Raw genomic sequence first — 26,948 nt, 5'->3', positions numbered from 1 at the left:
GTCTGATCTTTATTTCTAATTAAAAAAGCCATTGTGGATGATGAACCATCACAATGGCTTTTTTCTTTATTTTTCATTTCTTATCATTAAAGTATGTTTTTCGTTATCCACTACAAACAGCTGCTTTTTTGTTTTGAAGAAGTATCGTTTATGATCGTTGTCAAACACAGCTTTCTTCTCAGGTAGAGATATTGTGGCCGGCTCGACAGCTTCAATGTCATGGAATATGATTGCTGCTGCTTGTTGCTTTTCAATGATATAGTCGACCTTTTCATAATCAAGACGAAGGCCCGTTCTTCCGTCATCATATTTGGCTTGTTTGATCCCTTGCAACGTCTGTTCTAGTGTCTGCTCACTTTCCCCTAAAAAGGAAAGGAAGTATTGGTAGGAAGACTTTGCTTTCTCGGAAAAGTAAGGCGAAAAAGCATTTGCAGTCAATGAAACAGTTTCCAGGTCTTTAGCTAAGGAAAGGCTGTTTTTTTTCACGAAATAATTCTTTCCGTTAAAATGAATTTGCGCAACTTTGGCATTTTGTGATGAAAGCGTAACTTCAGTTCCAAATGGCAAAGAAGCGGTCTTTTTTTGTTTTAAACTTTGATCACTGTATGTCGTAAGCTGCGCTGACTTGACATATGCCGGCTGATTGACCTTTGTTAAATCTTCTGTATTTGATTCAGCTTGGCGCTCCTCCGTTTTTTTAGCATCGTTTCCCGGAATAGCCCCGAAGGATGCGATTGTTCGCAGAGGAGTGCTCACAAACATCGTTGCGGCTATCGCTATCAGTAAAATTGACAGAAAAGCGACTTGAACTGTATTGGCTATCGTTTGCGATTTATTATTATGTTGTAAATAACGGCTTGTTCGTTCTTCTGTCTGTTCTTTTTTTCGCAGTTCAATCTGTTCCTGTTGGTATTTTTTCTTTTCTTTTTTGGATAGCTTATTGAACCAGTCAATAAATTCTTTATATTCTTTGACAACCTTTTTGGTTTCATCAAACATGCGCATTTCACCGTAATGCATCCAGGCAACACGGTCACACATTTTTTCAATTTGACCAATCGAGTGGCTGACAAAAAAAATGGTTTTTCCACGCTTTTTAAATTCATCAATCCGGTCCACGCATTTTTGATAGAAGGTCTTGTCACCGACCGACAGTGCTTCATCAATAATTAAAATATCCGGATCAATGTGGGCTGATATCGCAAAGCCAAGACGGGATTTCATCCCGCTTGAATAGCTTTTGACCGGCTGATTGATGAAATCACCTATATCAGCAAACTCGACGATTTGATCATAAAGCTCATCAATCTCCTTGTTGGTCAGTCCCATCATCAAGCATTTCAGTCTGATATTATCCTTCCCGCTCAGCTGGTTGTTCAGCCCCGCCGAGATTGCAATAAGGGAAGGCTGGCCATTCATTTCGATTTCCCCACTTGTCGGAGGAATGACCTTTGCCAGCAAGTTCGACATCGTCGATTTGCCGGAACCGTTGATTCCAACAAATCCGATGGTCTCTCCTTCATATACATCAAAGGATACGTTGCGTACGGCAAAGAAGCCCTTGTCATTTCTGTTTGGTAAGAACAGACCTTTTATCTTATCAGACTGTTTCTCATATAGATGATACTGTTTTGAAACATTTCGAAACGAAACTTTTAGTTTCATCGTATAATCTCCTTACTATATTAAAGAAAGTCAACAAACTTATCCCGGAATTTCATATGCAGGATTGAACCCAATGTCAATAATAGCAATGTAAAGACCCAGAAATACAAGGTATATTTCACATCCTGAAAAAACCAATGTCCATTTAAAAAGCTGTTTCTAAAGCCATCTATTATATAAAACAGCGGATTTAATTTAATAATCGCCAATACATGCGGTCTGTTGGCCAGACTGTGTGCCACATCCCAAAAAATCGGGAGCAGGAAAAACAACAGCCTTGTCCCGGCTTGTAGCAAAAATTGATAATCCCTAACTAAAACACTGATCGTCGAATTAAACAGGCTGAATGAAAACATAAACGCAATCATACAGAACAAGTAATAAAAATATTGCAGCCAATGCAGCGTTGGAAAATGTCCACTCCCTATAAGTATTAAAACATAGATCAACGTCATTCCAAAGTAGCTGAATAAATTGGAAGCAATAACGACAGCTGGCAATGAGCTGACCGGAAAATTCATTTTTGATACTAAATTGATTCTTCGAAAAACACTGCTTGATCCGTCAAGAATTGTCGGGCTGATAAAGAACCAGGGAATGATACCGGCAAGCATCCAGATGATGAACGGATAGTGGTCGATATCTGCTCTAGTGCCCTTAATGCCAGTTCCAAAAACAAACCAATAGGCTAAAATCTGGATTAACGGATTTAGAAACTGCCAAACGACCCCTAAATAATTCATTTGATACTTTGACTTTGTTTCATAAACCGCAAGCCGCATAATGAGCGGAAGCGAAGAAAATACTTCTTTCAGAACTTTTACCATAGCATTCATTCTAATCTTCCTTAGAGTTAAAGTTTTAGGTCTTTATTTTCAGAACGTTATTTTTAAAGTACCGCACTATATTGTATCAGATTTCGCCTTATTTTTCACTTTTAATCCGCTTTGTACATATTAACAGAGCTTCTTTTGTTTAACTGTTCAAGCAAGCCTATGAATAGACGCTACACTAAAAAGCCAATGCAACCAATAAAGGTGTACATTGGCTTCCTTTTTAAGATCATTCAAAGACTGTTTTCACAACTTTTTCAGACGATTTTCCCGTCTCCAGATAGCAGAACTTCTCATAGAAAGGATCGAAAATATCCGGCAGCCTGTAATCCGGCGCTTCTGTTTCCCTGATTTTCTCGATCACTTCATCGGTCGTTTTCACCAAAGGACCGGGCGCTTCCTTTTCAAAATCAAAGTAGAAGCCGCGCAGCTTGTCGCGGTATGTTTCAATATCGGGAACGAAGAAAATCATCGGCCGCTTCAGATTTGCGAAATCAAAGAAAACGGAAGAATAGTCTGTAATGAGTAAATCGGACACCATATAGAGCTCGCGGATGTCTTCATATGACGAAAAATCGTACGCAAACCCTTTGTAAGGCTCAAGGTCAAAGTTTTCCGCCACCAAATAGTGCATTCTTAAGACGATCACATAGTCGTCGCCGATTTCCTCTCTCAGCCTGTCAAGATCCAGGTCAAGGTCAAACTTGTATTTCCCTTTTTTATAAAACTGATCATCCCGCCATGTCGGTGCATAAATGATCACCTTTTTATCGGACGGCAGCTGCATTTTCTCTTTTAATGCCCTGACCGTTTCCGGATTGTTGTCCGTATGGAGAAAGTCGTTTCTCGGATATCCGGATTCGATCATCGTTTTGTTAAATTGGAATGCACGGGCAAAGATCTCGGTTGAATATGCGTTCGGCGAAATCAGGTAATCCCATTTTGATGCTTCCGCCGTAAAATTCTTTTTGTATTTTTCCGTGTTTGTGCCTGGCATATGCACCTCTTCCATGTCGACGGCAAGCCGCTTCAAAGGCGTACCGTGCCATGTTTGAAGATATGTCGTGTGCCCGGGCTTTGGAATCCATAAAGGCAGGCGGCTGTTGACGACCCAGTACTCGGCTCTGGCCATGGCAAAGAGCCATTTGAAAGTAAACCTTTTAATATAAGGGATGTTTTTTTCTTCAAAGATATCCGTATAATCCGGGTTTACGCTCCAATACAATTTATATTCTGGATTGTTTTTCTTCATATATTCATATATTGCCCGCGGATTACAGCTGTACTGCTTTCCGGCGAAGCTTTCAAAGATGACGGTCTTCTTTTTGACAGGCAGTTTTCCCGCCAATCCGAAGGTGAAATAATATGCCTTTTTCACAGCTCTGCCGATTTTTTTCTTTAATCTGTTTTTTCTTCTGCGGACAAAGGAAACGGCTCTGTTTTTGTTTCCGACTACAAAATAAACGGCTCTTGTCTTCAGTGTGTAATCATTCATTCTTAAGCGCATTTTTCTTTTTTTCTTTTGCGGGTAGACATGAAAACGCGCAAGACCCTTTTCCGTTTCAAGAATCGAAAACTGGTTTGTTTGCGGATTCGCTTTGTTTTTCAGCAGCAGAGCTTTGCTTCGTTTGACAACTTCCTCCCCGGTTTCAGGGTCCTTGCCGATAAATTCGATATGAAATTGGAACGTAGCCGGCATGACATTTTTTTTATAAAAGTTTTTGAGATCTATTTGGACTTTAAATCCGGCAGATTCCTCGTCTTCCAGAGGGAATTCAAATTCTCTTTTCTCCTCGGCTTCGTTGATTTCTTTTAAAACAAGACGTCTATTCTTAACAGAAACCTTTCCATGCTCATTCAGCAAAAATGCATATCCTTTAAGGAATAGGCTGCCTTCTGGGTTTAGGTTCATATCGCTCACTTCAGCCACTGCTTTTTTTGGCAGAACTTTCAAAGAGAAATTCCCTTTTTTTGTCGTATAGGGGAGGAAGAATACACGTTTTTGTTCATCCCATTTCCAAGATAGTTCAATCGGCTGAAAGTTTGTCTTCATTCTTTTTTTCAGAACGTTGTCATCATTGTTCCGGCCTGTGACGTAGAAATCGAGACAGCCTTTGTCATTGACGTGTTTTGAAAGATCTTTTAAGTGAAGGGCTGAATGGTATCTACCTGTTTCAAGCCCATCTATTTTTTTACACGGAACTGACAGCTCTTCCTTTGTTTTACGGTTTACTGCCAGAAGGCTGATTTCTTCTGCGGAAATTGAATGTTGCAAAGAGAAATCGAGGTGAAGCTGCCAACCCTCAATTTTTAGATTCATTAAATCGCATGTTATTGGAACTTCGTTAACCATAAAATAAGTCTACTCCTCTTTTTTACTCAGATATTCAATGAAGAAGTCTCTCGATTATTATACACAAGATGAATGATATCATCATCCTGCCCTCTACAGCTGGCAGTAACGCCGCACTTTTTGAAGAAACTTCAGTCTTTCCCGTTCAGCGTCCATGAATAATTACCCTTTACAGTCGTGTAAGGTACGATTTCATACTCTTTGGCTGAAAAAGGAGAAGCCATCTCTGTTTGATCAACAGATAACCTTTTTAATACTTTAATATGATTTGCATTACTGATTTCTAAATAAAAATCTAATGTCCTGGTTTTATTTGCTCTTATTTTTTCAACATGAATCCCTTTATCGAAAGAGATATTGAACCGTTTTCCCGATTCGTCGGGAGCGGCAGAAACAACCAGCGCTTTGTTTTTTCTGTCGAGCCCTATCAGCTGCAAATGATAGTTTTCATCAATCTGCATTGGACAATGCAGCTCAAGCGTCAACACGGATTCACGGGTTTGATTCTCTCTTATCGTGAATGGAAGTTTGCTGGAGAACGCGTTTGATAAGCTTTGTTTTTCCTCTCTGATCTTGATCATGTCATGAAGTGCAACAGACCAGTTTCGCATATAATTGTGTGTCGAATATTTCTCGGCCATTTCAAAAGCGCGTTTGGAAAACTCCTCATGAAGCTTTTCGTCTTTCATCAGCAGTACGATTTTTTCGGCCAATTGCTCAATATTATACTGCTCGACAACAAAGCCGTTTTTATTGTCTTTCACAAGGCTTCTGGCCCCGTAATCATAGTCGTAAGTCACAACAGGGCAGCCATTGCTGAGAGCCTCCATATTTGAAAGCCCGAACCCTTCAAAGTGAGAGGTGGAAATAGTAAGCCAAGCCTTTTGAAATTCTGCATCAGGATTTTGAGTATAACCTTTTAGAAAGACATTGTTTTGGAGGCTGGATTTTTCAATTTCAGCCTTTATCAAATGTTCCTCTTCGCCTGATCCGAAAATTTCCAATTGGGCTTCGGGAATCTCGTTCACTACAAGCCTGAAGGCTTTAATGGCGTGAGTAAGATTTTTCATCGGCGCCAACCTCGATATAATAACAGCTTTGTTCTTTTTGCTTGGCACGTTCAACACTTGTTTATCCAGCGGTTTGGCTATCGTGTGCGGAGTGAAAAAGAAAATCTTCTGTTTTCCTGAAATCAGTTCAAAATCCTCCATCTGCTCCTCGGTAATGAAGAAAACAGCATCTAAATTCGGCATTTGACTGAATACTTCTTTGTAACGGCCTTTGATCTGATATTTATTTTCACCGTAATGTTTATTGTGAATGATTGCAGCATAATAGGAAGCCGGCGCTTTTTTGACTCTAAAGATATGCTTGTCCTGCGGCCTGCTGTCAACAAGAAACAACTTCGGCTTGTCTGATTCGGCCTGAAGGACTTCAATCCAATGCCTTCTTAAATCAGATTCGTCAGAAAAATGGAGTGCTCCCATTTCTGAATACCAGTTCATATGAGTGAACTGAACATCTTTCTTTTCTGGATTATATTCATAGTGTTTTTCCAAGTAGATCATGTTGTTTTCATTGACAAATTCTTGACGGGACAAACAGCCTGTTTTTGTATCGAAATAAGCGATCATGATCAGCGTTCCGTTTTTGCTGTATTCTTCTCTTTTATAGCACTTTTTTTCACTGTTAAAGTAATCGACAAAACAGACGGACCTTCCATCTTCGTAAAAAGTGATCTCAAGGTTGTTTATTTTTCCGCTGAACAACGTACCGAATTTCTGAAGAATTCGATTTCTCCGAATTTGCTTTTTAATTTCCTGCAAACTTATTCTTTCAGAATAGAAGCGCCCATTAGCATTTTTGCTGAGGAAATCATCAAACATATTCAATACTCGCGTGAATTTCCGGTCAATTTTTTGATTTTCAAACAATTGATTTTTTTTATTTGAAAATTCTTTGTCAAAACGGAATGTTAAGAAAGTTGTAGGTGTATGACATTCCTCGCCAAATAATTTAGAGCGGAGCAGCAGTGATTTTGTCAATCCTCCGTAATTATCAGGCAGGCCTCCTGAAATAAAATAATACGTCATATTCGGAACGGCTGTTTCCTTATTGTTCAAATTAATAAAATTATTCTCGCCCAAATTTTTTCTTCCTTTCAACTATAAGCTGGCATTCATCCGATTACTTGCATTCACTTCACAAATCCATGAAGCATCAAAAAGTACTTCTTAAAACTTGTAAGAAGTACTTTTTGAAAAAATTATATAGCATAGCTTGTTGTAGCAAAAGACCAGAAATTATAGGTTGGCGATTTCTTCTTTAATCTTTGTAGTTGAAATTCCTTCTGTTCTTGGCAGATAGACGACTTCGCAATGTTCCTTTAGGAAGTCAAATTTTCCTTCCCAATCATCCCCCATGACAAAAACATCAATATCATGGTCGATTACATCCTGTACTTTTTGATCCCAGCTCTTTTCGGGAATCACTTCGTCAACGTAGCGAATGGTTTCCAGGATTAATTTGCGATGCTCATAGCTGTGATAAGCTTTCTTCTGTTTTTGAAGGTTGAATTCATCTGTGGATATCGCTACGACAAGATAATCGCCCAGCTGTTTGGCGCGTTCCAATAATTTGATATGGCCCCAGTGCAATAAATCAAACGTTCCATATGTGATGACTTTCTTCATGTTAAACGTACTCTCCTTCCTCATCTATAACGTACTAAAACCACTATAATGAACTTTCACATGTATTTAAGATCCAAAAAACGTATGTGCTTTCCACTAAAAAAAGACAATTTTTCCGCATGTCTTCACTGATCACTTATTATAGCACATCGTCTATCAAACGTTAAGCATTGTAAACGATAAATGAAATTCCAAATTTTATTTAAAAATAATCCGCGAAATGGCGCTTATTCTTTATGAAGCGTAAAAAATCTTAAATGGATGTAAAGTTATTGTTAAGCTTTTATGAATCATCTATGTTAAAATATACGTTAGATCATTCGCGTTTTTGGGGCTGATCACTTACCTGTGACATTTAACGTTTGTTTACACATATAATTGCATTTTTCTGTTGGAAGGAGGAGATGAAGTTGCAAACGGCACAGATACACAACTTGTCCTATGTTAATAACGATTTAGCCGGCTTTATGAACCATCTTGAACATTCATACATTAATCGGCGCATCGGCGCCTATATCGCTACTGTTAACCCGGAAATCGGATACGCAGCGATTAAAGACAAAAGTTATTCCGATGTATTGTCATCCGCTGACTTTATTTTGCCTGACGGCATCGGAGTCGTGATGATGTCAAAGCTTACGAAGAGCAGGTTAAAGTCGAGAATCGCAGGGTATGATGTTTTTGTCAATCTTTTGAAGATGGCCAACCAAAAACATAAAAGGGTCTTTTTGTACGGTGCAAAAAAAGAGGTGAACAAAGCCGTGGTGGAGCGTATCTCATCTGAATACCCCGATATCAAACTAGTTGGATATTCAGACGGTTTTGCAAAGGATAAAGAAGCGGTGGCTCAACGGATTGCGAAGGCAAAACCGGACATGGTTTTTGTAGCTTTAGGTTACCCGCATCAGGAAAGATTTATTTATCAATATCGTCATCTGTTTCCGCAGGCCATTGCAATCGGCCTGGGCGGCAGCTTTGATGTTTTCAGCGGTTCTGTCAAACGGGCTCCGAACTGGCTGATTCGACTGAACCTGGAGTGGCTGTATAGATTGGCAACAAACCCGTCAAGATGGAAAAGGATGATGAATATCCCGAAATATGCTTTTTCCGTTTTGAAAGAAGAAAGGGTTCAAAAGCAGGGCTACTATCCTGAACGGGTTAAAGAGCAGTCAAAACAAATTGATGCATAATATCATGATGAATTTTTTGAAGAGATTGGGTTGAAGGATGAATATACGTTCTTTACTAGTTGTACTATATTCGGCAGGGCTTTCGGTAACCGGCTTTATTTTAAGGTGGATCAAGCCGCGAAAAAGGGTCGTCTTTCTCGTTTCATTCCAGGATAATGCGAGGGCGCTGCTGAAGGAATATGAAAGGAAAACAAACCGACCTTTTGAAGTCTGTGTATTGTATACTCGACACGCCGCTTCCCTTGCAAAGGAATTTCCGGCCGTTAAATCAAAATGGCTAAGTGAAACAAATCCTTTTCATATCATACAGGCTGTTTATCATATGTTCAGGAGCGAATGTGTTATCACTGATAATTATTTTTTGATAACGAGCGTACTGAACAATCGTCCGCAGACGAAATGTATCCAGGTTTGGCATGCCAATGGCGCACTCAAAAAATTCGGACTTGAGGACGTTGCGAATAAACATAGAACGGCGGCGGATATCAAAAGGTTTAAAAAGGTATATCGTTCCTTTGATTATATTGCGGTCGGTTCAGACAAGATGGCAGAGATTTTCAAACGTTCATTCGGCGCAAAAGAAGAAAAGTTTTTGCGGACGGGAGTTCCGCTGACTGATCAGTATTTTGATTCGGAGCCAAAGGCTTCATTTGTGCAAACTAAAAAAGTCATTCTCTACGCTCCGACCTACAGGGATTATGACATGGCAAGCCTCAATCTTCCGTTTACAAAAGAACAGCTTTTAAAAGATTTAAACGGAGAATATGAGCTGTGGGTAAAATTGCATCCGGCCGTGCGTAAAAGGATCGAACTGGATGAGAGTGATGGCTGTTTTAAAGATGTTTCAGAGCATCCTTTACAAGATCTTTTATACGCTTGTGATGTACTGGTTTCAGATTATTCTTCGGTCCCTTTTGAATTCGCATTATTAAATAAGCCGATGCTGTTCTATACGTATGATATGGCTCAATATGACGAAAATCGCGGACTAATCGATGACTTTGAAAGGGTAATACCCGGAAAGGCATGTTTTAAACGTGATGAACTGCTTGAAGAGTTGAAACAGATCGGCGAACAAAATGAAAATATTCAACATTTTGCAGCGGAGTGGAACTCATATTCAAAAGGGGATTCCAGCCGAAAGCTTCTTGATTTTGTTCATCAATTGCTGATGCAATCAGAGACTGAGAAAAGTGTCAGGCGCAAGCAAGAAAAAGGATAACAACTGATTATTATACAAAAAAACTGGCATTTAAATGCCAGTTTTTCTTTGTTTAAATCTCTTCCTTATTTAAAAGGTTTTCTATAAAAGGAACAAGCTGTGTTTTTAATTCTGGGTCCTGCATGGCAAATTCAAGTGTTGTTTGAATAAACCCAAGCTTTTCACCGACATCATAGCGCTTACCTTCAAAATCGTAAGCGAATACACGCTGAATTTCATTCAGCTTTTGAATCGCGTCTGTCAATTGAATTTCCCCGCCCGCTCCAATTTCTTGTTTTTCCAGATACATAAAGATTTCAGGCGTAAAGATGTAACGGCCGAGAATAGCCAAATTAGAAGGAGCTGTTCCAGGCTTTGGTTTTTCGACAAAGTTCTTTACTTGATATCTCCGGCCTTCTTTTGTAAGCGGATCAATGATTCCGTAACGGTGTGTTTCATCTTCCGGCACCTGCTGAACACCGATGATAGAAGAAAGGGTTTTATCATATTCATCCATCAGCTGACGAAGCCCTGGTGTCTCAGCCTGAACGATATCATCCCCAAGTAAAACGGCAAAAGGCTCATTACCGATAAAATTCCGCGCACACCAGACTGCATGTCCGAGTCCTTTTGGCTCTTTCTGTCTAATGTAATGGATATCAGCCATATTCGATGCTTTTTGGACTTTTTCAAGCAACTCGTTTTTCCCTTTTTCTTCAAGATTGCGTTCAAGTTCCGGAGCGTGGTCAAAGTGGTCTTCGATGGCACGCTTTCCTTTACCTGTGACAATGATTATATCTTCGATGCCTGATTCAATGGCCTCCTCAATTATGTACTGGATGGTCGGCTTGTCGACAATCGGAAGCATTTCTTTCGGCATTGCTTTAGTAGCCGGCAAAAAGCGAGTGCCAAGACCAGCTGCTGGAATTATGGCTTTTCTTACTTTTTTCATTAGTAAAGCACCTTCCTTAAAGTGTATGTGGTCGATATCTTAAACTTTACCACAATTCAAGTTTTTTCACACGTATTAACAAAACAAATAAATTATTCAGTTTTAGGAGAAAATAATGATATATGAAATCAAATAATGTTATTATAAAATACAAGCTACAGATTGGGGAAAGGAAAGGTAAAAGCTAAAATGGACAAACTAAAGGTCATGACTATATTTGGCACTAGACCCGAAGCGATTAAAATGGCTCCTCTCGTACTGGAATTAAGAAAACACCCGGAAATTACATCATATGTGACAGTGACTGCTCAGCATAGGCAAATGCTTGATCAGGTGCTCGAAGCATTTCATATTCGGCCTGATTTTGATTTGAATATTATGAAGGAACGGCAGACTTTGGCTGAAATTACGTCAAATGCTCTAACAAAACTAGATCAGCTCTTCCAAGAGATTAAACCTGATCTTGTTCTTGTACACGGTGATACAACGACAACTTTTGCGGGAAGTTTGGCTGCTTATTATCACAGGATTTCAGTCGGTCATGTTGAAGCAGGCTTAAGGACGGGTAACAAATACTCTCCATTTCCCGAAGAAATGAACCGTCAGTTGACTGGGTCGATAGCAGATTTTCACTTTGCGCCAACAAAGCAAGCGGAAGACAATTTGTTAAGGGAAAATAAAAAAGTAGAATCAATTTTCGTTACTGGGAACACAGCTATCGATGCCTTGAACACAACGGTTCGGGAGAAATACTCACACCCGCTTCTCGATAAGATGGATAATAACCGGATGATACTTTTAACTGCACATCGCCGCGAAAATTTAGGGGAACCGATGGAAAATATGTTTCGTGCGATCCGGAGAATCACAGAAGAATTTCCAGATGTCCAAGTAGTGTATCCTGTACATTTGAATCCTGTTGTTAGACAAGCTGCAAATCTGTATTTTAGTGGATTGGACAGAGTGCATCTAATTGAGCCGCTTGAAGTAATCGATTTTCATAATTTTGCTTCTAGAGCTTATTTCATTTTGACTGACTCCGGAGGTGTGCAAGAAGAAGCACCTTCCCTCGGGAAACCGGTTCTTGTGTTAAGAGATACGACAGAGAGACCGGAAGGCGTTAAAGCAGGGACATTAAAACTAGCTGGGACGGATGAAGAAAATGTATATAAGCTGACTAAGCAGCTGTTAGAAGATGATGAAGAGTATCATAGAATGTCCCAAGCTTCAAACCCATATGGCGATGGGAATGCATCAAAACGCATTGTCGAAGAAATACTCTATCGTTTTGGCTATCGGACTGACAAGCCACTGCCTTTTAAGGAAATTTAAAAACTAGCTCCGCATTTGCGGAGCTAGTTTCGTTAATTTTCAAGTGCCAAACTTTCTTTCAATTCTTTAGAAATGGCTGCACGATCGTTCTCGTCCACTTGATAGTAATAGATTCCGTTGATTTTTGTGCCCTGACCTTTCAGCTGATGTTGAACGACATTGTTTCGGGCTGATTTGTAGTTTGACTGAATATCCCACATATCATCAAAAGTAAGGTTGGTCTTGACATTATCTTCAATTACATTGAACATATCGCTGAATTTCGTAACGGATGAGATGTTTGCTCCTTTTTTGATGATGCCTTCGATGACTTGCCGCTGCCGCTCTTGTCTTCCGAAATCCCCCTTTGGATCCTGTTTTCTCATCCTTGTGTATGCAAGTGCTTCTTTACCGTCCAGGGTAATTTCCCCTTTATTGAAGGTATATCCGTCATAGCTGAAGGCGAACGTGCTGTTCACTGTAATGCCGCCGAGTGTATCAACAATATCCCTGAAGCTTTCCATATTGACTTTTACAAAGTAATCGACAGGTACATCCAAAAAGTTTTCAACCGTATCAACGGTCATTTGCGTTCCACCGAAGGCATAGGAGTGGTTGATTTTGTCCGTCGTTCCTTTGCCGATGATTTCGGTGTATGTGTCACGAGGAATGCTCACCATTTCCGTTTTATTCGTCTTAGGGTTCACCGTCATGTAAATGAGGGAGTCGGCTCGTCCTTTATCGCCTTTTCTTTCATCTACTCCCATGATTAATACAGCAATTGGATCCTTGCTGTTCACGTCAACCTGTTTGTCTCTTTTGTCGGACTTTCCGAGATCTTCATGTATGCTCGCGATGGTTGAAGCAGCTTTATTCCAGAGGTAGTATGCATACCCGCCGGTACCTAAAACGAATAAGCCTATAATTGTCAAAATAATGAAAAAGACTTTTCTTTTCTTTTTTCTTTTTTCAGCTCTCATAGATTCCTCACCTTATTTTTTACTCTTACTTGATTATAGATTTTAAAATTCATAGAAACAACATCTTTTTTTTGTCACATTACAACTTGACGAAATAGAACTTAAGAATGTTTCAAAATTCTTTTGTTTTCTTTAAAATTAAAAATGTTTGTCGATAAAAAACAAGAGGTGATGAAAATGAAACAATTAGCCGCATTGATGTTTTTCTTAGTCTTATTGGCAGGCTGCGGAACTGCTGAACAATCAACACAAGGAAGTCAGACAAACGACATTCAGACTGAAGAAGGAACATTTGTGGGATTGGCTGATTCTCATACAATCGAAGTTAAAGTTAATAACGAACCTGTCAGCTTAATCATTGTCGATGATTACAAAGGAGATATTAACCAATTAAAAGACGGGGAAAAAGTGAAAGTCAATTATCAAAAAAATGAAGAAGGCCAGCTCGAATTGAAAAAAATTGAGAGTATCAAATAAAACTTTCAAAATTTTTGCTTGTATTTTTCAAAAGGGCGGATGTGGCAATGACACCCGCCCCCAAAATACATAATAAATGGAACCAGCTGAGATGACTAGGGGGCATGCAAGGCCCGGGCACAAATGAAAGTTTTTAGAGGAAGGCACCACTAAAGCCGTTTGCAATGTGTTGATCAAGCGGACGATACGCCCGGTAAATGCAGAGTGATGTGCGAGTCAGCATATCATATCAATTTGGATATTTCGATCTATATATTTAGAGCCTAGTAGAATTAAAATATTATAGAAAAGATGGAGTGGTCACTTTGCACAGATTTTTTAAAGTCCTCCCGATTTGCTTGTTAGGACTTGTTTTATTTATCCCTTCTGCACTTGCAGATAACACAGCAAACAGGATTGCCGGAAAAAGCCGCTATGACACAGCTGTACAAGCATCCAAAAAAGGCTGGTCAAGCGCAAGCACGGCTGTGATTGTAGGCGGAGGAGCTTATGCGGATGCCATTTCGGCAGCGCCTTTCGCTTATCAGAAAAACGCACCGCTTTTGTTTACAAACTCAAAAAAACTGTCAGCTGAAACGAAATCCCGTTTAAAAGAGTTGAATACAAAAACTGTTTATATAGTAGGAGGAACTCCTGCAGTATCAAACACAGTAGCCAATCAAATCAAAAGCCTTGGAATCACCGTGAAAAGAATTGCCGGAAAAAACCGTTATGATACAGCGGCAAAAGTGGCGAAATCTATGCCAAACACCTCAAAAGCGATCATAGCGAACGGATTCTTATATGCAGATCCAATCGCCGTCATTCCGTACGCCGCTAAAAATGGTTATCCGATCTTGTTTACCAACGAAAAAACGTTAAACAGCTATACATCCGGGGCAATCAAAAGCAAAGGCATTAAACAAACAATTGTCATAGGAAGCACGGGAAGCATAAACAGCACATTATATCGCAAACTTCCTTCTCCTACCCGAATCAGCGGAAAAAACCGCTATGACCTTTCTGTAAATATCGCAAAAAAATTCAGTTTAAGCACGAGCAACACTTATGTCAGCAATGGATTTAAATATGCCGATTCTATCAGCGGGGCGGCCCTGGCTGCAAAACAAAATAAAGCGATCATTCTGACGAACGGAGACAATTTATCAAAGGAACCAAGGGCATTCAGCGGCGACAAAAACATCAAATACTTTTCCATAATGGGCGGAACACCTTCAGTCAGCTCCAAAGTGGCCAACCAGCTTAAAAATCCCGCCGTCGGTAAAACGATTTTCATCGATCCGGGACACGGAGATCAGGATCCGGGTGCGGTCGGCAACGGTTTAAAGGAGAAAGATGTTAACCTTGATATCGCCAAAAGATTGAACAGCAAGCTGTATAGCGCCGGTGCACTTCCTGTCATGTCAAGATCAAACGATACGTTTTACTCGTTGGAAGAACGGGTGAAAAAGGGCGCTAACGCAAAAGCTGATCTGTTCATCAGCATTCATGCCAATTCATATACGTCTTCATCACATGGCACTGAAACGTATTATGACAAAACCTATCAAAGCGCCAACAGCAAGCGGCTTGCAGAATTAGTTCAACCGAGGGTCGTCAGCGCGTTCGGAACAAGAGACAGAGGCGTGAAAACAGCAGGGTTCTATGTGATTAAGTACTCGAAAATGCCGAGTGTTTTACTAGAAACCGCCTTTATCACGAATTCGTCTGACGCAAGCAAATTAAAAAGCGGGACGCTAAAGGATAAAGCAGCAAAAGGAATCAATGATGCTGTTTCAGCATACTATAGATAGAAGGAGGGCTTCCTGAGCCCTTTATGTGAAAAAAGGAGCCGAACTTCGGCTTCTTTTTTTATATATAGAAATATAGTATGATTATTCCATTAATTCAACAAAAAGGAGCGGAGGCGGTCGATGGTTAAAGAAAATTAAACAAATTTATCAAAAAATCACACAATTAATATTCTTTAACAAGCCCTTTACAATGGGTTTACGTTCATATGCTACACTGACGCAGAGATCACAAAGAACCAAACCAATCGTGAGGTGTATGTCAGTGAGTATGGACAAAAGCTTAAGAATGTATAATGAATACTCAAGCCAGCAGATCTATTCTTGTGCTCTATCTGAAAAAGCAGTACGGTATTTGAATATAAAACGGGCAATGGATATCGTCCTATCACTCATCGGTCTCGCCATTACACTGCCGGTGATCCTGCTATTCTGTATTTTGATTTCTATAGAAACTCCCGGCTCGCCTTTTTACCGCCAGGAACGCGTCGGAAAAGACGGCAAGCATTTTAAGCTGATCAAATTGCGCTCGATGAGAATCGATGCCGAAAAATCCGGGGCCAAATGGGCCCAGAAGGATGATCCGCGGGTCACAGCGGTCGGGGCGTTTATTAGAAGAACAAGGATTGACGAACTGCCGCAGCTGATCAATGTGCTGGCCGGAGACATGAGCCTTGTCGGACCAAGGCCGGAACGGCCGATGTTTACCGCTCAGTTCCACCATGAGATTCCGGGATTTAAAAACCGCTTAATTGTAAAGCCTGGGTTAACGGGGCTGGCACAAGTCAATGGCGGATATGACATCAGTCCGAGGGAAAAGCTTGTGCATGATCTGTATTATATTCGAAATTTGACATTTCTTCTCGATTTGAAGGTCATGGTCAAAACGATTAAAGTAGTATTGACTGGTGAGGGAGCCAGATAATACAAGGAAGTTAGGAATATGCTATGTCAACCATTACAAAACAAATCTTAAGCGGTGCAAAATGGACAAGCCTGTCCACTTTGATTGTCACGGCTGTCCAGATTGTACAGTTTGCACTGCTTGGCAATATAATGACGATCACCGAATTCGGGCTCGTCGGGATGCTGACAACGGTCACGGTTTTTACGCAAATTGTGCTTGATATGGGATTCGGGGCCGCTTTAATTCAAAAGGAAGACATCAGTGAACGCCAATTGTCGACTTTGTATTGGCTCAATATCATAACGGGCTTCCTTTTGTTTATCGGCCTTTTTTTCTTAAGTCCGGTGATTGCTGATTTTTATCAGCGGGACGAACTTGTGCTGCTCATCCGGATTTTGGCGGTGATGTTCTTAATCGCGCCGGTCGGACAACAGCATCAATATTTGCTACAGAAGGATTTGAAATTCAATGTGCTGAGCAAAATTGAAGCCGGTGCCGCGATAGCGTCGTTTGTGCTCCTGCTCGTCCTTATGGTTCTGACGGACCCGATTATCGCCTATGCTTTGTCACAAGTTTTTCTCAATTCCTTTAAAGGGATCCTATTTTTTGCTGTATATTTAAAAAAATGGCGTCCTTCATTTGTTTTTGCGGTACGGGAAGTCAGCGGTTTTTTCTCGTTTGGCGCTTTCCAGCTTGCTTCACGCCTTGTCAACAGGCTCGGCGCCAACATTGATATGATTTTGATCGGCCGTTTTCTCGGCGCTGAAGCTTTGGGAATCTATAACCTGGCCTACCAGATTATCACGATTCCCGTGTTGAAAATCAATCCGATTATTACAAAGGTTGCATTTCCTGTCTTCTCAAAAAATCAGCGGGACAACGGAACTCTGCGCGAAGGCTTTTTAAATATGACAAAGCTTCTCGCACTTGTTTCCTTCCCGCTGCTGATCGGGCTGACCACCGTTTCCGATCTGTTTATCGAGGTCGTCTTCGGAGAAAAATGGCTGCAGGCCGTCCCTGTGCTTAACATTCTGGCGATTGTCGGCTTGCTCAGGGTGCTGATGAATCCGAACGGATCGGTTTTATTGGCGAAGGGGAGAGCGGATCTTGCCTTTTATTGGGACAGCGGGATTATGCTCCTTTACGGACTGTCTCTATATGCTGCGGTGCTGACGAATGACTTGGTGCTGACCGCCTGGACGTATGCTGCGATTAGTCTGATCAATTTCTTGATCGGCAGATGGCTGCTCAAATATGTGATCCAGCTTAAGTTTGGCGAATACTTCAAGACGATCGGCAAACCGTTGGCGCTGACGGCCTTAATGGCAGCCCTGGCTCTGGGCTTGAGCGCGGGAACCAGACACCTTTTGCCCGGAGCCATGCTTCAGCTGTCGGTTTCCGTCGTCATCAGCGGAATTGTATACAGCCTGCTGGTCGGCAAGTTTTATCAAGGGGCGGTAAGAGCCCAGTTTCAAAGCAGAAAGGGCGTTTAATGTTGAAGGTACTTTGGATTACCAGTGTTTATCCCAGCGGTCAAAAACCGGGGGAAGGCGTTTTTCATGAGACACAGGTACAGGCGCTGCGGATGCTCGGAATCGATGTCACCGTCATTTGTCCTTTGCCTGTGAATCCCGGGCCTCTCAGGCTTTTGAAAAAAAAATACCGGCGCATCCGTTCATCTCCGGAATATGAAGAAAGAAAGGGAATTCCGGTCTACAGGCCGCCATACACTGCGCTGCCCGGCCAGCTGAAATGGGCCCAGCCGCACCGCCGGATAGCCGAAGCCGTTTTGCGGATAATCGGCAAGCACCGGCTGGCCCCCGACATGATCCATGCCCATTTCGCGATGCCGTCGGGAGGCGCCGCCGCCGTCGTCTCAGAAAGGCTCAACATCCCTTATGCGCTGACGCTGCACGGGAGCGACGTCAATGTTTACCCGCATTACAGCAAAGGGGCCTTCAAAGCATTTGAAAGAGCCGTTCGTTCGGCTTCCGATGTATTGGCGGTCAGCGATATGCTGAAAGACAAAACAAAAGAGATGACAGGTGTCGAAAGCGCTGTGCTTCCGATCGGGGTCAGTCTTGACCGGTTTCAAAAGCCCTCCGCTTCAAAAGCCGAACTGAGGGAGAAATACGGCTTGCCGAAAGATAAAAAGCTGCTGACCTTCGTCGGCCGTTTGGTCAAGGGAAAGGGAGTGGCTGAGCTGGCAGAGGCCGTTCGGCAGCTTGATGACAGCTATGCGGCGGTGTTTGTCGGCGACGGGCCGGAAAAAGAGCGGATCCGGCAAAAAGCCGGCGGCCAGGCGATATTGACGGGGCAGGTGGCCAATCAGCAAATATCCGAATACCTTGCCGCATCAGACCTGTTTGTCCTTCCTTCCTATTCGGAAGGGATGCCGACCGTTGTCATTGAAGCGCTGGCTCTGAAAGTGCCGGTTGTCTGCACAGCGGTCGGCGGTGTCCCGGCTTTGTTCGGAAAGCATCGCCATCTCCTTGTGAAGCCGGGTTCCGTCTCCGAATTGAAAGCCGCGGTCACCGATTATGTCGAAGGCGGCAAATGGCGGGCGGATATCGCTGACGAGCTCTATCAGAAGGTGTATGAACATTATGATGCAAACCAAAACGCAAAAGCGCTGAAAGAGAGATATGAAAGGATCGTGCGCGATCTAAAAAAAGGCGCGGAAGTACCCGGCGGACCGGGGTGAAATGTCAAAAGGACCTGTTTAAAGCCGCAGGTTTAGGTCCAAGATGAAATCTAGAGAGACTTGATTTTTATAAACAGAGATAAAAATCATCGCCTAAAAAAAGCTATTGGATTGAAGGGTTAGCTTAAAGAAGGGAATGATGATATTGAAAAGGATCGCTGTCATTGGAACAGGATATGTTGGGCTGGTATCTGGAACTTGTTTTGCCGAGGTGGGAAATTCGGTTGTCTGCTGTGATATAGATGCTGAAAAAATCAGAGGGCTATCAGCCGGTATCATGCCAATCTACGAAAACGGACTGCAAGAACTAGTTGAGCAAAACGTAAATGAAAACCGTTTGTTCTTTTCAACGGACATTCCCAAGGCGATAAAACAATCAGACATTATCTATATAGCTGTCGGGACGCCGATGTCAGAAAGCGGAGAAGCTGACCTGACGTATGTAAAATCCGTCGCCGAAACGATCGGAAGCCATTTGAACGGCTATAAAATCATTGTGAACAAGAGCACTGTTCCGGTTGGAACAGGAAAGCTCGTTCAATCGATTATCGAGAAGGCCTCAGGAGGCAAATACCCGTTTGATGTCGTCTCGAATCCCGAGTTTCTTCGCGAAGGAACGGCCATTTTTGACACGATGAATATGGAAAGAGCGGTGATCGGCGCCACGAGCGAAAAAGCTGCGGCGATCATTGAAGAGCTTCATGAACCGTTTCAAACGACGGTTGTGAAAACAAACCTTGAAAGTGCAGAAATGATTAAATACGCGGCCAACGCGTTTTTAGCCACGAAGATTTCGTTCATTAATGATATTGCGAACATTTGCGAAAGAGTCGGCGCCGATGTCGCAAAGGTTTCCGAAGGTGTCGGACTCGACAGCAGAATCGGCGGGAAATTTTTAAAAGCCGGGATCGGCTTTGGGGGCTCTTGCTTTCCGAAGGATACGATGGCGCTTTTGCATATCGCCAAGTCTGTCGGCTACCCGTTTAAAATGATCGAAGCCGTGATTGAGACGAATCAAAAACAGCGGGCCCACATTGTCGGAAAGCTGCTTGACGTGTTTGGCGATCTGAACGGCATGACAGTTTCGGTTCTCGGATTGGCGTTCAAACCGAATACAAATGATATGCGGTCAGCGCCTGCACTGGATGTCATTCCGATGCTGCGAAGTCTCGGCGCTGAGGTCAAAGCATACGACCCGATCGCGGTTCCGGAAGCGGAGCGCCTGCTCGGCGATCAAGCCGTTTACAGCAATGATTTGTTCGAGACGGTAAAAGATACGGATGCGTGCCTAATTTTAACAGATTGGCCGCAGGTGAAGCATATGGATATAAAGAAGCTAAAATCATATTTAAACCGGCCGGTCCTGATTGACGGACGCAATTTGTTCCAGCTCGAGGATATGAAAAGGGAAGGCTTTATCTATCATTCAATCGGCCGCCCTCATGTACAGGGAGAGAAGATTTTAACAAAAGTATAAACGCGGGGTGTTATCAACATGGAAAAAGTACTAGTGACAGGCGGATGCGGATTTATCGGCTCACATATAGCGGAACAGCTTCTGAAAGAAAACTATCAAGTATCGATTCTCGATAATTTATCAACGGGTCACCGCTCGAATATCGAAGGACTTCCGATCGACTTTCACCACGAGGATATTACAAACCCGGAAGTCATAGAAGTGATCAAAAGCATTAATCCCGATTATATTATTCATTTAGCGGCACAGGTGAGCGTGGGGGAGTCTGTCAAAGATTTTTTGAACGATGAAAATATCAATATTAGAGGCTCGCTTCACGTCATCAAGGCAGCGAGCGAATGCGGTGCAAGAAAAATCATCTTCGCGTCTTCCGCCGCCGTTTACGGAAATCCGGATTATTTGCCTGTCGACACCCGTCACAACACAAACCCGGGATCGCCTTACGGTTTGACAAAGCTTACGGTAGAAAACTATTTGAAGCTGGCCTATGACCTTTACGGAATCGAGTTCTGTGTGCTGCGGTACAGCAACGTGTACGGACCGCGCCAAGATGCGAAAGGAGAGGGCGGAGTCGTCTCGATTTTCTCCGACCTGTTAACAAGCGGAACAGCTCCGGTTATCTTTGGAGATGGTGAACAGTCCCGCGACTTCATCTATGTCGGCGATGTGGCCAGCGCCAATGTCAAAGCGCTCAAAGCTCAATCAAACGTTTGTTTAAATGTGTCAAACGGCTTTTCCATTACGGTCAATGAGCTGTTTGCCGAGATGAAAAAGGCGACGAAATCAACGCTTTCTCCGATCTATCAGGATGAAAGACCTGGAGATATCCGCCACAGCACACTGAGCAATGAAGAAACAAAACAAATCTTGAACTGGGAACCGAAAATGCCGCTCAGTGAAGGACTGGAAAAGACCATTTCCTTTTATAAAAAAGAGATGAATACTTAAAAACAACTGGCTGCTGGCTCATGCCGGCAGCCCTTTTCCAGAAAACACGCGGAAGGAGGGGGAATCGATGAGTCTGAAACGTTCCGCGGCCAATGTTCTGGTTTGGCTCGCCGCTTTGGCCGCAGGCTTAGCATTAACGAATTTATTGGCTCAAACAAGCACAAAGAAAATATTGTTTGTCTTTCTGTTTTTGATCGCGCTGGCTGTATTTGCAGTGCTCAGACCATATTTGTCAACCGAACAGATCATGATGCCCATCTTGTATCTATTGATCTCGGCAACGTTTGCCAACAATGCGTTTTTTACGATCAAGCTCGGATTTTTCAGTCTGTTCCCATACCGGATTCTCTTGATCCTGGCAGGCTTCTGGTTTGTCATGGACATCTTGAAAGGCAGGGGCCATCTGGAAAAATGGAAACAGGTTCATGTGAAAGGGATTCTCTCGTTTTTTGCTTTTTGGTTCTGCTATGGAATGATTTCGCTGCTTTGGGTCAAGTCTGTTACAGATGGCGTGAAATATTTATCACTGCTGGCGATGGGGATGTTTTTTGTCTTTTTGATCGTCCTGTACTTTCAAAAACTGGACCGGCTGCTCGCTTTTTATTACATATGGATGACGCTGACGATTTTCTTGATGGTCATCGGATTCTACAACCATTTTACATTGCACCATCTGCCGAGCTCTACGCTGTTCAACGGACCGCATTATAAGCAGCACTACCCGACATCGGTTTTTTTCAATCAGAATGACTTTGCGACGTTCCTGTCGATCAGCTTTTTCTTTTATCTGGCTTTTTTTAAAAACATCAAAAACAGCTACTTGAAGACGGCGGGACTGATCCTCGCGTTTTGTTCGGTGTATTTGATTTTCCTGACCGGTTCAAGAGCCAGTATTTTAGGCGTCATCGCCGGTCTTGCGCTGTACGTGTTTATTTTGCTGCCCCGGATCTTAAAAAAGTGGGCGCTTATCATCGCTGCCGCAGGATTCATCGCTTTTGCCGCGCTCTTTGCCGGCAAAATTACGGATAAGTTCTATGAATATTTCTTGGCCCCGCAGGCCTCGCACGATTTCAGCGAGCCGCTGCCGTCCAATGTCGCCAGGGCGAACCTTTTGAAAAACGCCGGACATTATGTGCTTGATACATACGGATTTGGCGTGGGCGCAGGCAATGTGCCGTATTATTTAGAGCATCACGCCCTCTTTGATACCGACCAGGTTGTGGAAGTGCATAACTGGCTCGTTGAGATTATGGCTAATTTCGGGGTGCTGATGATGCTCGGCTATTTCACGATGTATCTGTATGTCATGTTGGTGCTTTACCGTTTTTATAAAAAAGGACTTTCAAGCCGCTATAAGCTTCTGATAGAAGGGCTGCTCGCCGCTCTTGTCAGCTTTCTTGTCTCAAGCATCAGCCCGAGCTCCGTCTCGAATCTGTATTTCCACTGGGTGTTTCTCGCGTTGGTTCTCGCGGCGGTCAATACCTTTAGAATACATGGAACGAGTGAAACCGAACGTTTTAGATGATGTCCGAAATAGAATTTAAAAGCAGGGAGAAATTGATGTGAATGATTTAATCAAACGTATTGCAGGCAGAATCAAAAAATTTTTTGTGCTGATCATCGCGCTTCCACTAGTTCTTGGGCTGTTCGGCTATTTCATGCCGAAAGGAGAGGCGGCTCCGTCCGATTACACGGCCACTGTAACGATCTCGACAGGGAACTACGGAGAAGCGAAGTACAACAATGCAAAAGATGTTCCGCTCCTTTTGAAAAACGAACCGTTTTTAAAAGAGATTTTCCCCGAGATGGAAGAGGAAGATCTGGCGGAGCTGAAAGATGAACTGGCGATTGAAATCAGAACGGATTCGCTTTTCAACTTAAGCTATACAGGGCCTGATAAAGAAGAAACATTAAGCATATTGGAAAAGATCAAAAATGCTTATATGGAAGCCGACAAAGCCCTCTTTTCAAAAAGAGAGGAAGTCATCGAAAAGAACATCAAAGCGCTTGAAGGTGAAACGGTCAGCGCTGACTCCAAGGTCGATAAGCAACGATTTTTGTATGAGCTGGAAACGAGCAAGCTTGATTTGAAGCATGCCGAGGAAATCGAGCCTTTAACCGTTTTGGACAACGAGTCCGCCGGCTTGTCGCCGAAAAAAAGAGCGGTGCTCGGCGTGTTGATCGGTTTGGCGCTGTCGTTTTTGATTATTGTTGTGCCTGAAGTGTTTAGAGAACGCTAAAATTTTGATTGGGGATGTGGATCAGGATCATGTCGAGTCAAAAACCTTTAATCTCTGTGATTACGCCTTCCTATAATGCGGAGGCATTTATCGAGAAGACCATTCAGTCAGTCCTCCATCAGAGCTTTTCCGATTGGGAAATGATCATCGCCGATGATTGCTCAACAGACGGAACGAGGGACATTTTAAAGCGTTATGAAGAAAAAGACGGGCGGATCCACGCCATTTATTTAGAGGAAAACAAGGGAGCGGCGGCGGCGCGGAACGCCGCCCTCAACAAAGCGGAAGGGCGCTATGTCGCTTTTTTGGACAGCGATGATGTTTGGAAAAAAGAGAAGCTGGAAAAACAGTTTGCTTTTATGCAGAAGCATCAACACGCCTTTACATTTACGGCGTACGAGCTGATCAGCCAAAACGGCGAGCCGCTTCATAAAACGATCGCCGCGCCCGGAAGTCTCGCCTATGACGACGTTTTAAAAAATACGATTATCGGCTGCCTGACGGTCATGCTTGACAGGGAGCAGACGGGCGACATTCAGATGCCGAACATTCGCACACGGCAAGATTTAGCGACTTGGCTGTCTATTTTAAAACGGGGATTTAAAGCGTACGGATTAAACGAGCCATTGGCTGAATACCGGATTGTCGACACGTCGATTTCCAGAAACAAGTGGAAGGCGGCGCAAAAAACGTGGTATGTGTACAGGGAAATTGAGCGCCTCCATTTGATGAAGGCGACATGGTGCTTTGTCCACTATGCGAAAAATGCGGTCATGAAAAGATTATAACGGCATCGCCGGAAAAAGGTGATAGAAAGTGAAAACAGATCAAGTCAGACATGTTGTAGTGGCGACCGGCCAGTGGGGGCAGGATCAGCTGAGATACCGAAGGCACCGCCTTGCGGAATTTTTGGCTGAACAAAAGGAGACAAAGGAAGTCATCTGGGTATGTCCCGCAGAAGAAGTTTTTTCAGAGACATTTACAGAGCTTAACAACGGCATCAAGCAATTTGCGGTCAAGGATTTTTTAAAGAAAAAAGTGTTCAGATTTGCGCGCTATAAAGATGTTTTCTATCAAAAAAAGCTCGCACCTCTTTTACAGTATTTGACGACAGAAGGCCGCGGAGAAAAAGTGTATTTATGGTACACATTCCCCGGCTTTCCGCTACTCGCGTCGTTATATCAGTGGGATCAGGTCATTTATGATTGCAGCGACCATTGGGCGGCGCCGATCAGCGGAAAACAAAACATTGCCGCTGCGTTCAGGCGAAAGGTGATTGTTGAAGCTGAAAGCAGAATTCTCAATGCCGCTGACACGATTTTTTGTACGTCCGAATATTTGCGCCAAAATGTCCAGAACCGGCTGAAGGGAGAGAAAAAGCCGGTTTTTAAGATCGAAAACGGCGTCGAATACGATCTGTTTGCGCGAAATGAGCAAAAGGCGGATGTATTGAACGGCAGAGAAGGCACCGTGCTCGGTTTTATCGGCGGAATTAAGCCGAAGCTCGACTTCAGGCTCGTCAAAGAAACCGCCAGAGCGAAACGGGAATGGACGTTTTTATTTGTCGGTCCTGACGGAACAAACGGCGACCCGGAGTTTCAAGAGCTCCTGCAGGAGGAGAATGTCATCTGGACGGGGCCGGCGGCGCCCGCGGAAGTCCCTGCTTATATGAATGTGATTGATATCGGGATCATGCCTTACAAGCCGTCTCCCTATAATAATGCGGTGTTTCCTTTAAAACTGTTTGAATTTTTGGCGGCCGGGAAGCCTGTCGTCGGCTTAAACCTGCCTTCAACAGAAAAGGTGCAGAAAGAACACATTTACCGTCATATCGCAGGGAGCGATATGCGTGCGTTTACGAAAGCCTGTGAAGAACTGGAGATGTCGCACGATGACCCTTCCCTGACCGAGCTTCGCAAAAAGACGGCCAAGGAGAAAGATTGGCATCAGTTATTTTTCGAAATGACCGGAAAACTAAACCTGAACCAGCATGCATAGGCCGCGGCAGAATTTAATTTATCATGTTTCTTTTAGATTGAGCTTGTTATAATAAATAATGAAATTGTATAATGAAAAGGTATGACCTATTCTTAACTCGAACCAGACTTCATTAAAAAGGAGACTTCTTTATGTCTTATGAACGCACAATACTTGCGTTTTTTGTCTCTCTGATAACCGTTTTAATCATCACTCCGCTAGTGAAACGAATAGCACTCAAATCCGGTGTCATCGATCAGCCGGATCATCGAAAAATACATGATAAAATTATGCCGCGTATGGGCGGTTTAGCCATTTTTATAGGAGTATTGACCGGATCGATGGCCGGCGGTGTTTATGAAAACAGAATAACGGCGATCACGCTCGGCGCTTTTATGATCGTCACGTTAGGGATTATAGATGACAAATACAATTTAAACGCGAAAGTCAAATTCACCGTCCAACTACTGGTGGCTTGCCTGATCGTCAGCACCGGTTTGAAAATGGAGTTTTTGTCGATCCCGTTTTGGGATATCCGCTTTGATCTAGGGTGGCTCGCCTATCCTTTAACGATTTTATGGATCGTAGGCATTACAAACGCCATCAATCTCATCGACGGATTGGACGGACTCGCAGCCGGCATATCGGTGATCGGCCTTTCGACAATTGCCATCATGGCTTTTTCCGCCGACAAAATCTTAATTTTCTCTTTATCATTGGTTGTCATCGGCAGCACGCTCGGCTTTCTCTTCTATAATTTCCACCCCGCGAAAATATTTATGGGAGACACGGGCTCGCTGTTTCTCGGCTATGTGATCTCCGTCTTGTCGCTTTTGGGTCTGTACAAAAGCGTGACGCTTTTCAGCGTCGTCATCCCGATCATCATCCTCGGGGTGCCGATCTTTGACACGACCTTTGCGATTATTCGGCGCATTTTAAACAAGCAGCCGATTTCCGCACCTGACAAATCACATATCCATCACAGGCTGATGGCCTTCGGACTGTCACACAGAAAAGCGGTGATCGTCATCTACTTAATCGGCATCGTCTTCAGCCTCAGCGCTATTCTCTTAAAGACAGCGACGCTCTGGATGTCGATCTTCATCATCTTCGGCCTGATCCTCTTCATGCAGATCATCGCCGAAGTGACCGGACTCGTCAATGAGCAGTACAAGCCGTTCACGAAGTTTTACAGGCGCATGGTGAAAAGGAATTGACAAAAAACCTTGATTTCAAAAGAAGAAATCAAG

Annotated in this window: 22 protein-coding genes; 15 read left to right on the top strand and 7 right to left on the bottom strand. The window is 43.0% G+C overall.

Going from position 1 to position 26,948, the window contains the following annotated elements:
* Nucleotides 1-66: 66 nt before the first annotated feature.
* From tagH to tagD, 5 genes are all read right to left on the bottom strand, one after another.
* Nucleotides 67-1,665, bottom strand: coding sequence for a teichoic acids export ABC transporter ATP-binding subunit TagH (tagH, locus tag ACINLD_RS16100; RefSeq protein WP_410207071.1), 1,599 nt, complete (start codon nucleotides 1,663-1,665; stop codon nucleotides 67-69).
* Nucleotides 1,666-1,685: 20 nt separating this feature from the next.
* Nucleotides 1,686-2,501 carry an ABC transporter permease gene (locus ACINLD_RS16095; RefSeq protein WP_409444336.1) on the bottom strand — a complete coding sequence of 272 codons (816 nt, stop codon included), beginning with the start codon at nucleotides 2,499-2,501 and terminating at the stop codon, nucleotides 1,686-1,688.
* 226 nt (nucleotides 2,502-2,727) lie between these two features.
* On the bottom strand, nucleotides 2,728-4,851 hold the full coding sequence (locus tag ACINLD_RS16090; RefSeq protein ID WP_410207070.1) for a CDP-glycerol glycerophosphotransferase family protein: 2,124 nt from the start codon (nucleotides 4,849-4,851) through the stop codon (nucleotides 2,728-2,730).
* Between the two features lie 131 nt (nucleotides 4,852-4,982).
* Nucleotides 4,983-6,944, bottom strand: a complete 1,962-nt coding sequence (locus ACINLD_RS16085; protein ID WP_051290457.1) for an alpha-glucosyltransferase N-terminal domain-containing protein — start codon at nucleotides 6,942-6,944, stop codon at nucleotides 4,983-4,985.
* A gap of 210 nt (nucleotides 6,945-7,154) precedes the next feature.
* The gene (gene tagD, locus ACINLD_RS16080) at nucleotides 7,155-7,544 is read right to left on the bottom strand and encodes a glycerol-3-phosphate cytidylyltransferase (protein ID WP_026588968.1); all 390 of its coding nucleotides are present in this window, start codon (nucleotides 7,542-7,544) and stop codon (nucleotides 7,155-7,157) included.
* A 410-nt stretch (nucleotides 7,545-7,954) separates the two neighbouring features.
* Here tagD and ACINLD_RS16075 point away from each other — a divergent pair, with 410 nt between their 5' ends.
* Together ACINLD_RS16075 and ACINLD_RS16070 are read left to right on the top strand one after the other, a co-directional pair.
* Nucleotides 7,955-8,734, top strand: coding sequence for a WecB/TagA/CpsF family glycosyltransferase (locus ACINLD_RS16075; protein ID WP_026588967.1), 780 nt, complete (start codon nucleotides 7,955-7,957; stop codon nucleotides 8,732-8,734).
* A gap of 37 nt (nucleotides 8,735-8,771) precedes the next feature.
* Nucleotides 8,772-9,956 carry a CDP-glycerol glycerophosphotransferase family protein gene (locus tag ACINLD_RS16070; RefSeq protein ID WP_077736074.1) on the top strand — a complete coding sequence of 395 codons (1,185 nt, stop codon included), beginning with the start codon at nucleotides 8,772-8,774 and terminating at the stop codon, nucleotides 9,954-9,956.
* Between the two features lie 52 nt (nucleotides 9,957-10,008).
* Here ACINLD_RS16070 and galU read toward each other — a convergent pair whose 3' ends face one another.
* Nucleotides 10,009-10,887 carry a UTP--glucose-1-phosphate uridylyltransferase GalU gene (gene galU / locus ACINLD_RS16065; RefSeq protein WP_026588965.1) on the bottom strand — a complete coding sequence of 293 codons (879 nt, stop codon included), beginning with the start codon at nucleotides 10,885-10,887 and terminating at the stop codon, nucleotides 10,009-10,011.
* A 189-nt stretch (nucleotides 10,888-11,076) separates the two neighbouring features.
* Between galU and wecB the strand changes: the two genes are divergently transcribed.
* Nucleotides 11,077-12,219 carry a non-hydrolyzing UDP-N-acetylglucosamine 2-epimerase gene (wecB, locus tag ACINLD_RS16060; RefSeq protein WP_409444334.1) on the top strand — a complete coding sequence of 381 codons (1,143 nt, stop codon included), beginning with the start codon at nucleotides 11,077-11,079 and terminating at the stop codon, nucleotides 12,217-12,219.
* 32 nt (nucleotides 12,220-12,251) lie between these two features.
* Here wecB and ACINLD_RS16055 read toward each other — a convergent pair whose 3' ends face one another.
* Nucleotides 12,252-13,178, bottom strand: a complete 927-nt coding sequence (locus tag ACINLD_RS16055) for a LytR family transcriptional regulator (RefSeq protein ID WP_410207069.1) — start codon at nucleotides 13,176-13,178, stop codon at nucleotides 12,252-12,254.
* Between the two features lie 177 nt (nucleotides 13,179-13,355).
* Between ACINLD_RS16055 and ACINLD_RS16050 the strand changes: the two genes are divergently transcribed.
* From ACINLD_RS16050 to ACINLD_RS15995, 12 genes are all read left to right on the top strand, one after another.
* The gene (locus ACINLD_RS16050) at nucleotides 13,356-13,655 is read left to right on the top strand and encodes a hypothetical protein (protein WP_026588963.1); all 300 of its coding nucleotides are present in this window, start codon (nucleotides 13,356-13,358) and stop codon (nucleotides 13,653-13,655) included.
* Nucleotides 13,656-13,960: 305 nt separating this feature from the next.
* Nucleotides 13,961-15,448 (top strand): cell wall-binding repeat-containing protein, encoded by a 1,488-nt coding sequence (locus ACINLD_RS16045; protein WP_410207068.1) that lies wholly within the window; start codon nucleotides 13,961-13,963, stop codon nucleotides 15,446-15,448.
* A gap of 88 nt (nucleotides 15,449-15,536) precedes the next feature.
* On the top strand, nucleotides 15,537-16,370 hold the full coding sequence (locus tag ACINLD_RS16040; protein WP_347176598.1) for an exopolysaccharide biosynthesis polyprenyl glycosylphosphotransferase: 834 nt from the start codon (nucleotides 15,537-15,539) through the stop codon (nucleotides 16,368-16,370).
* A 23-nt stretch (nucleotides 16,371-16,393) separates the two neighbouring features.
* Nucleotides 16,394-17,845 carry a teichuronic acid biosynthesis protein TuaB gene (gene tuaB / locus ACINLD_RS16035; RefSeq protein ID WP_026588960.1) on the top strand — a complete coding sequence of 484 codons (1,452 nt, stop codon included), beginning with the start codon at nucleotides 16,394-16,396 and terminating at the stop codon, nucleotides 17,843-17,845.
* Between the two features lie 2 nt (nucleotides 17,846-17,847).
* Entirely contained in the window at nucleotides 17,848-19,056 is a 1,209-nt protein-coding gene (gene tuaC, locus ACINLD_RS16030) for a teichuronic acid biosynthesis protein TuaC (protein WP_410207067.1), read from the top strand.
* Between the two features lie 145 nt (nucleotides 19,057-19,201).
* Nucleotides 19,202-20,533: a UDP-glucose 6-dehydrogenase TuaD gene (gene tuaD, locus ACINLD_RS16025; RefSeq protein WP_142246088.1), complete on the top strand. Its 1,332-nt coding sequence runs from the start codon at nucleotides 19,202-19,204 to the stop codon at nucleotides 20,531-20,533.
* Between the two features lie 18 nt (nucleotides 20,534-20,551).
* On the top strand, nucleotides 20,552-21,481 hold the full coding sequence (locus ACINLD_RS16020; RefSeq protein ID WP_026588957.1) for an NAD-dependent epimerase/dehydratase family protein: 930 nt from the start codon (nucleotides 20,552-20,554) through the stop codon (nucleotides 21,479-21,481).
* 67 nt (nucleotides 21,482-21,548) lie between these two features.
* A complete protein-coding gene (gene tuaE / locus ACINLD_RS16015; protein WP_026588956.1) occupies nucleotides 21,549-23,006 on the top strand; it encodes a teichuronic acid biosynthesis protein TuaE in 1,458 nt (485 codons plus the stop codon).
* A gap of 37 nt (nucleotides 23,007-23,043) precedes the next feature.
* Nucleotides 23,044-23,721 (top strand): teichuronic acid biosynthesis protein TuaF, encoded by a 678-nt coding sequence (gene tuaF / locus ACINLD_RS16010; protein WP_026588955.1) that lies wholly within the window; start codon nucleotides 23,044-23,046, stop codon nucleotides 23,719-23,721.
* Nucleotides 23,722-23,750: 29 nt separating this feature from the next.
* Nucleotides 23,751-24,509, top strand: a complete 759-nt coding sequence (tuaG, locus tag ACINLD_RS16005; RefSeq protein ID WP_026588954.1) for a teichuronic acid biosynthesis protein TuaG — start codon at nucleotides 23,751-23,753, stop codon at nucleotides 24,507-24,509.
* A gap of 28 nt (nucleotides 24,510-24,537) precedes the next feature.
* Nucleotides 24,538-25,719, top strand: coding sequence for a teichuronic acid biosynthesis protein TuaH (gene tuaH / locus ACINLD_RS16000; RefSeq protein WP_026588953.1), 1,182 nt, complete (start codon nucleotides 24,538-24,540; stop codon nucleotides 25,717-25,719).
* A 131-nt stretch (nucleotides 25,720-25,850) separates the two neighbouring features.
* On the top strand, nucleotides 25,851-26,915 hold the full coding sequence (locus tag ACINLD_RS15995; protein WP_026588952.1) for a glycosyltransferase family 4 protein: 1,065 nt from the start codon (nucleotides 25,851-25,853) through the stop codon (nucleotides 26,913-26,915).
* The last annotated feature ends 33 nt before the right edge of the window (nucleotides 26,916-26,948 follow it).

It is taken from the genome of Bacillus sp. z60-11, assembly GCF_046464135.1.
GTDB classification, from domain to species: domain Bacteria; phylum Bacillota; class Bacilli; order Bacillales; family Bacillaceae; genus Bacillus; species Bacillus sonorensis_A.
The sequence above is the reverse complement of the archived record's forward strand: the minus strand, read 5'-3'. Positions and strand labels throughout refer to the sequence as shown.

Bases quoted from the DNA above. Each gene is read 5' to 3' on its own strand.
- tagH (WP_410207071.1), bottom strand. From the start codon at position 1,665: ATGAAACTAAAAGTTTCGTTTCGAAATGTTTCAAAACAGTATCATCTA.
- ACINLD_RS16095 (WP_409444336.1), bottom strand. From the start codon at position 2,501: ATGAATGCTATGGTAAAAGTTCTGAAAGAAGTATTTTCTTCGCTTCCG.
- ACINLD_RS16090 (WP_410207070.1), bottom strand. From the start codon at position 4,851: ATGGTTAACGAAGTTCCAATAACATGCGATTTAATGAATCTAAAAATT.
- ACINLD_RS16085 (WP_051290457.1), bottom strand. From the start codon at position 6,944: ATGACGTATTATTTTATTTCAGGAGGCCTGCCTGATAATTACGGAGGA.
- tagD (WP_026588968.1), bottom strand. From the start codon at position 7,544: ATGAAGAAAGTCATCACATATGGAACGTTTGATTTATTGCACTGGGGC.
- ACINLD_RS16070 (WP_077736074.1), top strand. From the start codon at position 8,772: ATGAATATACGTTCTTTACTAGTTGTACTATATTCGGCAGGGCTTTCG.
- galU (WP_026588965.1), bottom strand. From the start codon at position 10,887: ATGAAAAAAGTAAGAAAAGCCATAATTCCAGCAGCTGGTCTTGGCACT.
- wecB (WP_409444334.1), top strand. From the start codon at position 11,077: ATGGACAAACTAAAGGTCATGACTATATTTGGCACTAGACCCGAAGCG.
- ACINLD_RS16055 (WP_410207069.1), bottom strand. From the start codon at position 13,178: ATGAGAGCTGAAAAAAGAAAAAAGAAAAGAAAAGTCTTTTTCATTATT.
- ACINLD_RS16050 (WP_026588963.1), top strand. From the start codon at position 13,356: ATGAAACAATTAGCCGCATTGATGTTTTTCTTAGTCTTATTGGCAGGC.
- tuaB (WP_026588960.1), top strand. From the start codon at position 16,394: ATGTCAACCATTACAAAACAAATCTTAAGCGGTGCAAAATGGACAAGC.
- ACINLD_RS16020 (WP_026588957.1), top strand. From the start codon at position 20,552: ATGGAAAAAGTACTAGTGACAGGCGGATGCGGATTTATCGGCTCACAT.
- tuaE (WP_026588956.1), top strand. From the start codon at position 21,549: ATGAGTCTGAAACGTTCCGCGGCCAATGTTCTGGTTTGGCTCGCCGCT.
- tuaG (WP_026588954.1), top strand. From the start codon at position 23,751: ATGTCGAGTCAAAAACCTTTAATCTCTGTGATTACGCCTTCCTATAAT.
- ACINLD_RS15995 (WP_026588952.1), top strand. From the start codon at position 25,851: ATGTCTTATGAACGCACAATACTTGCGTTTTTTGTCTCTCTGATAACC.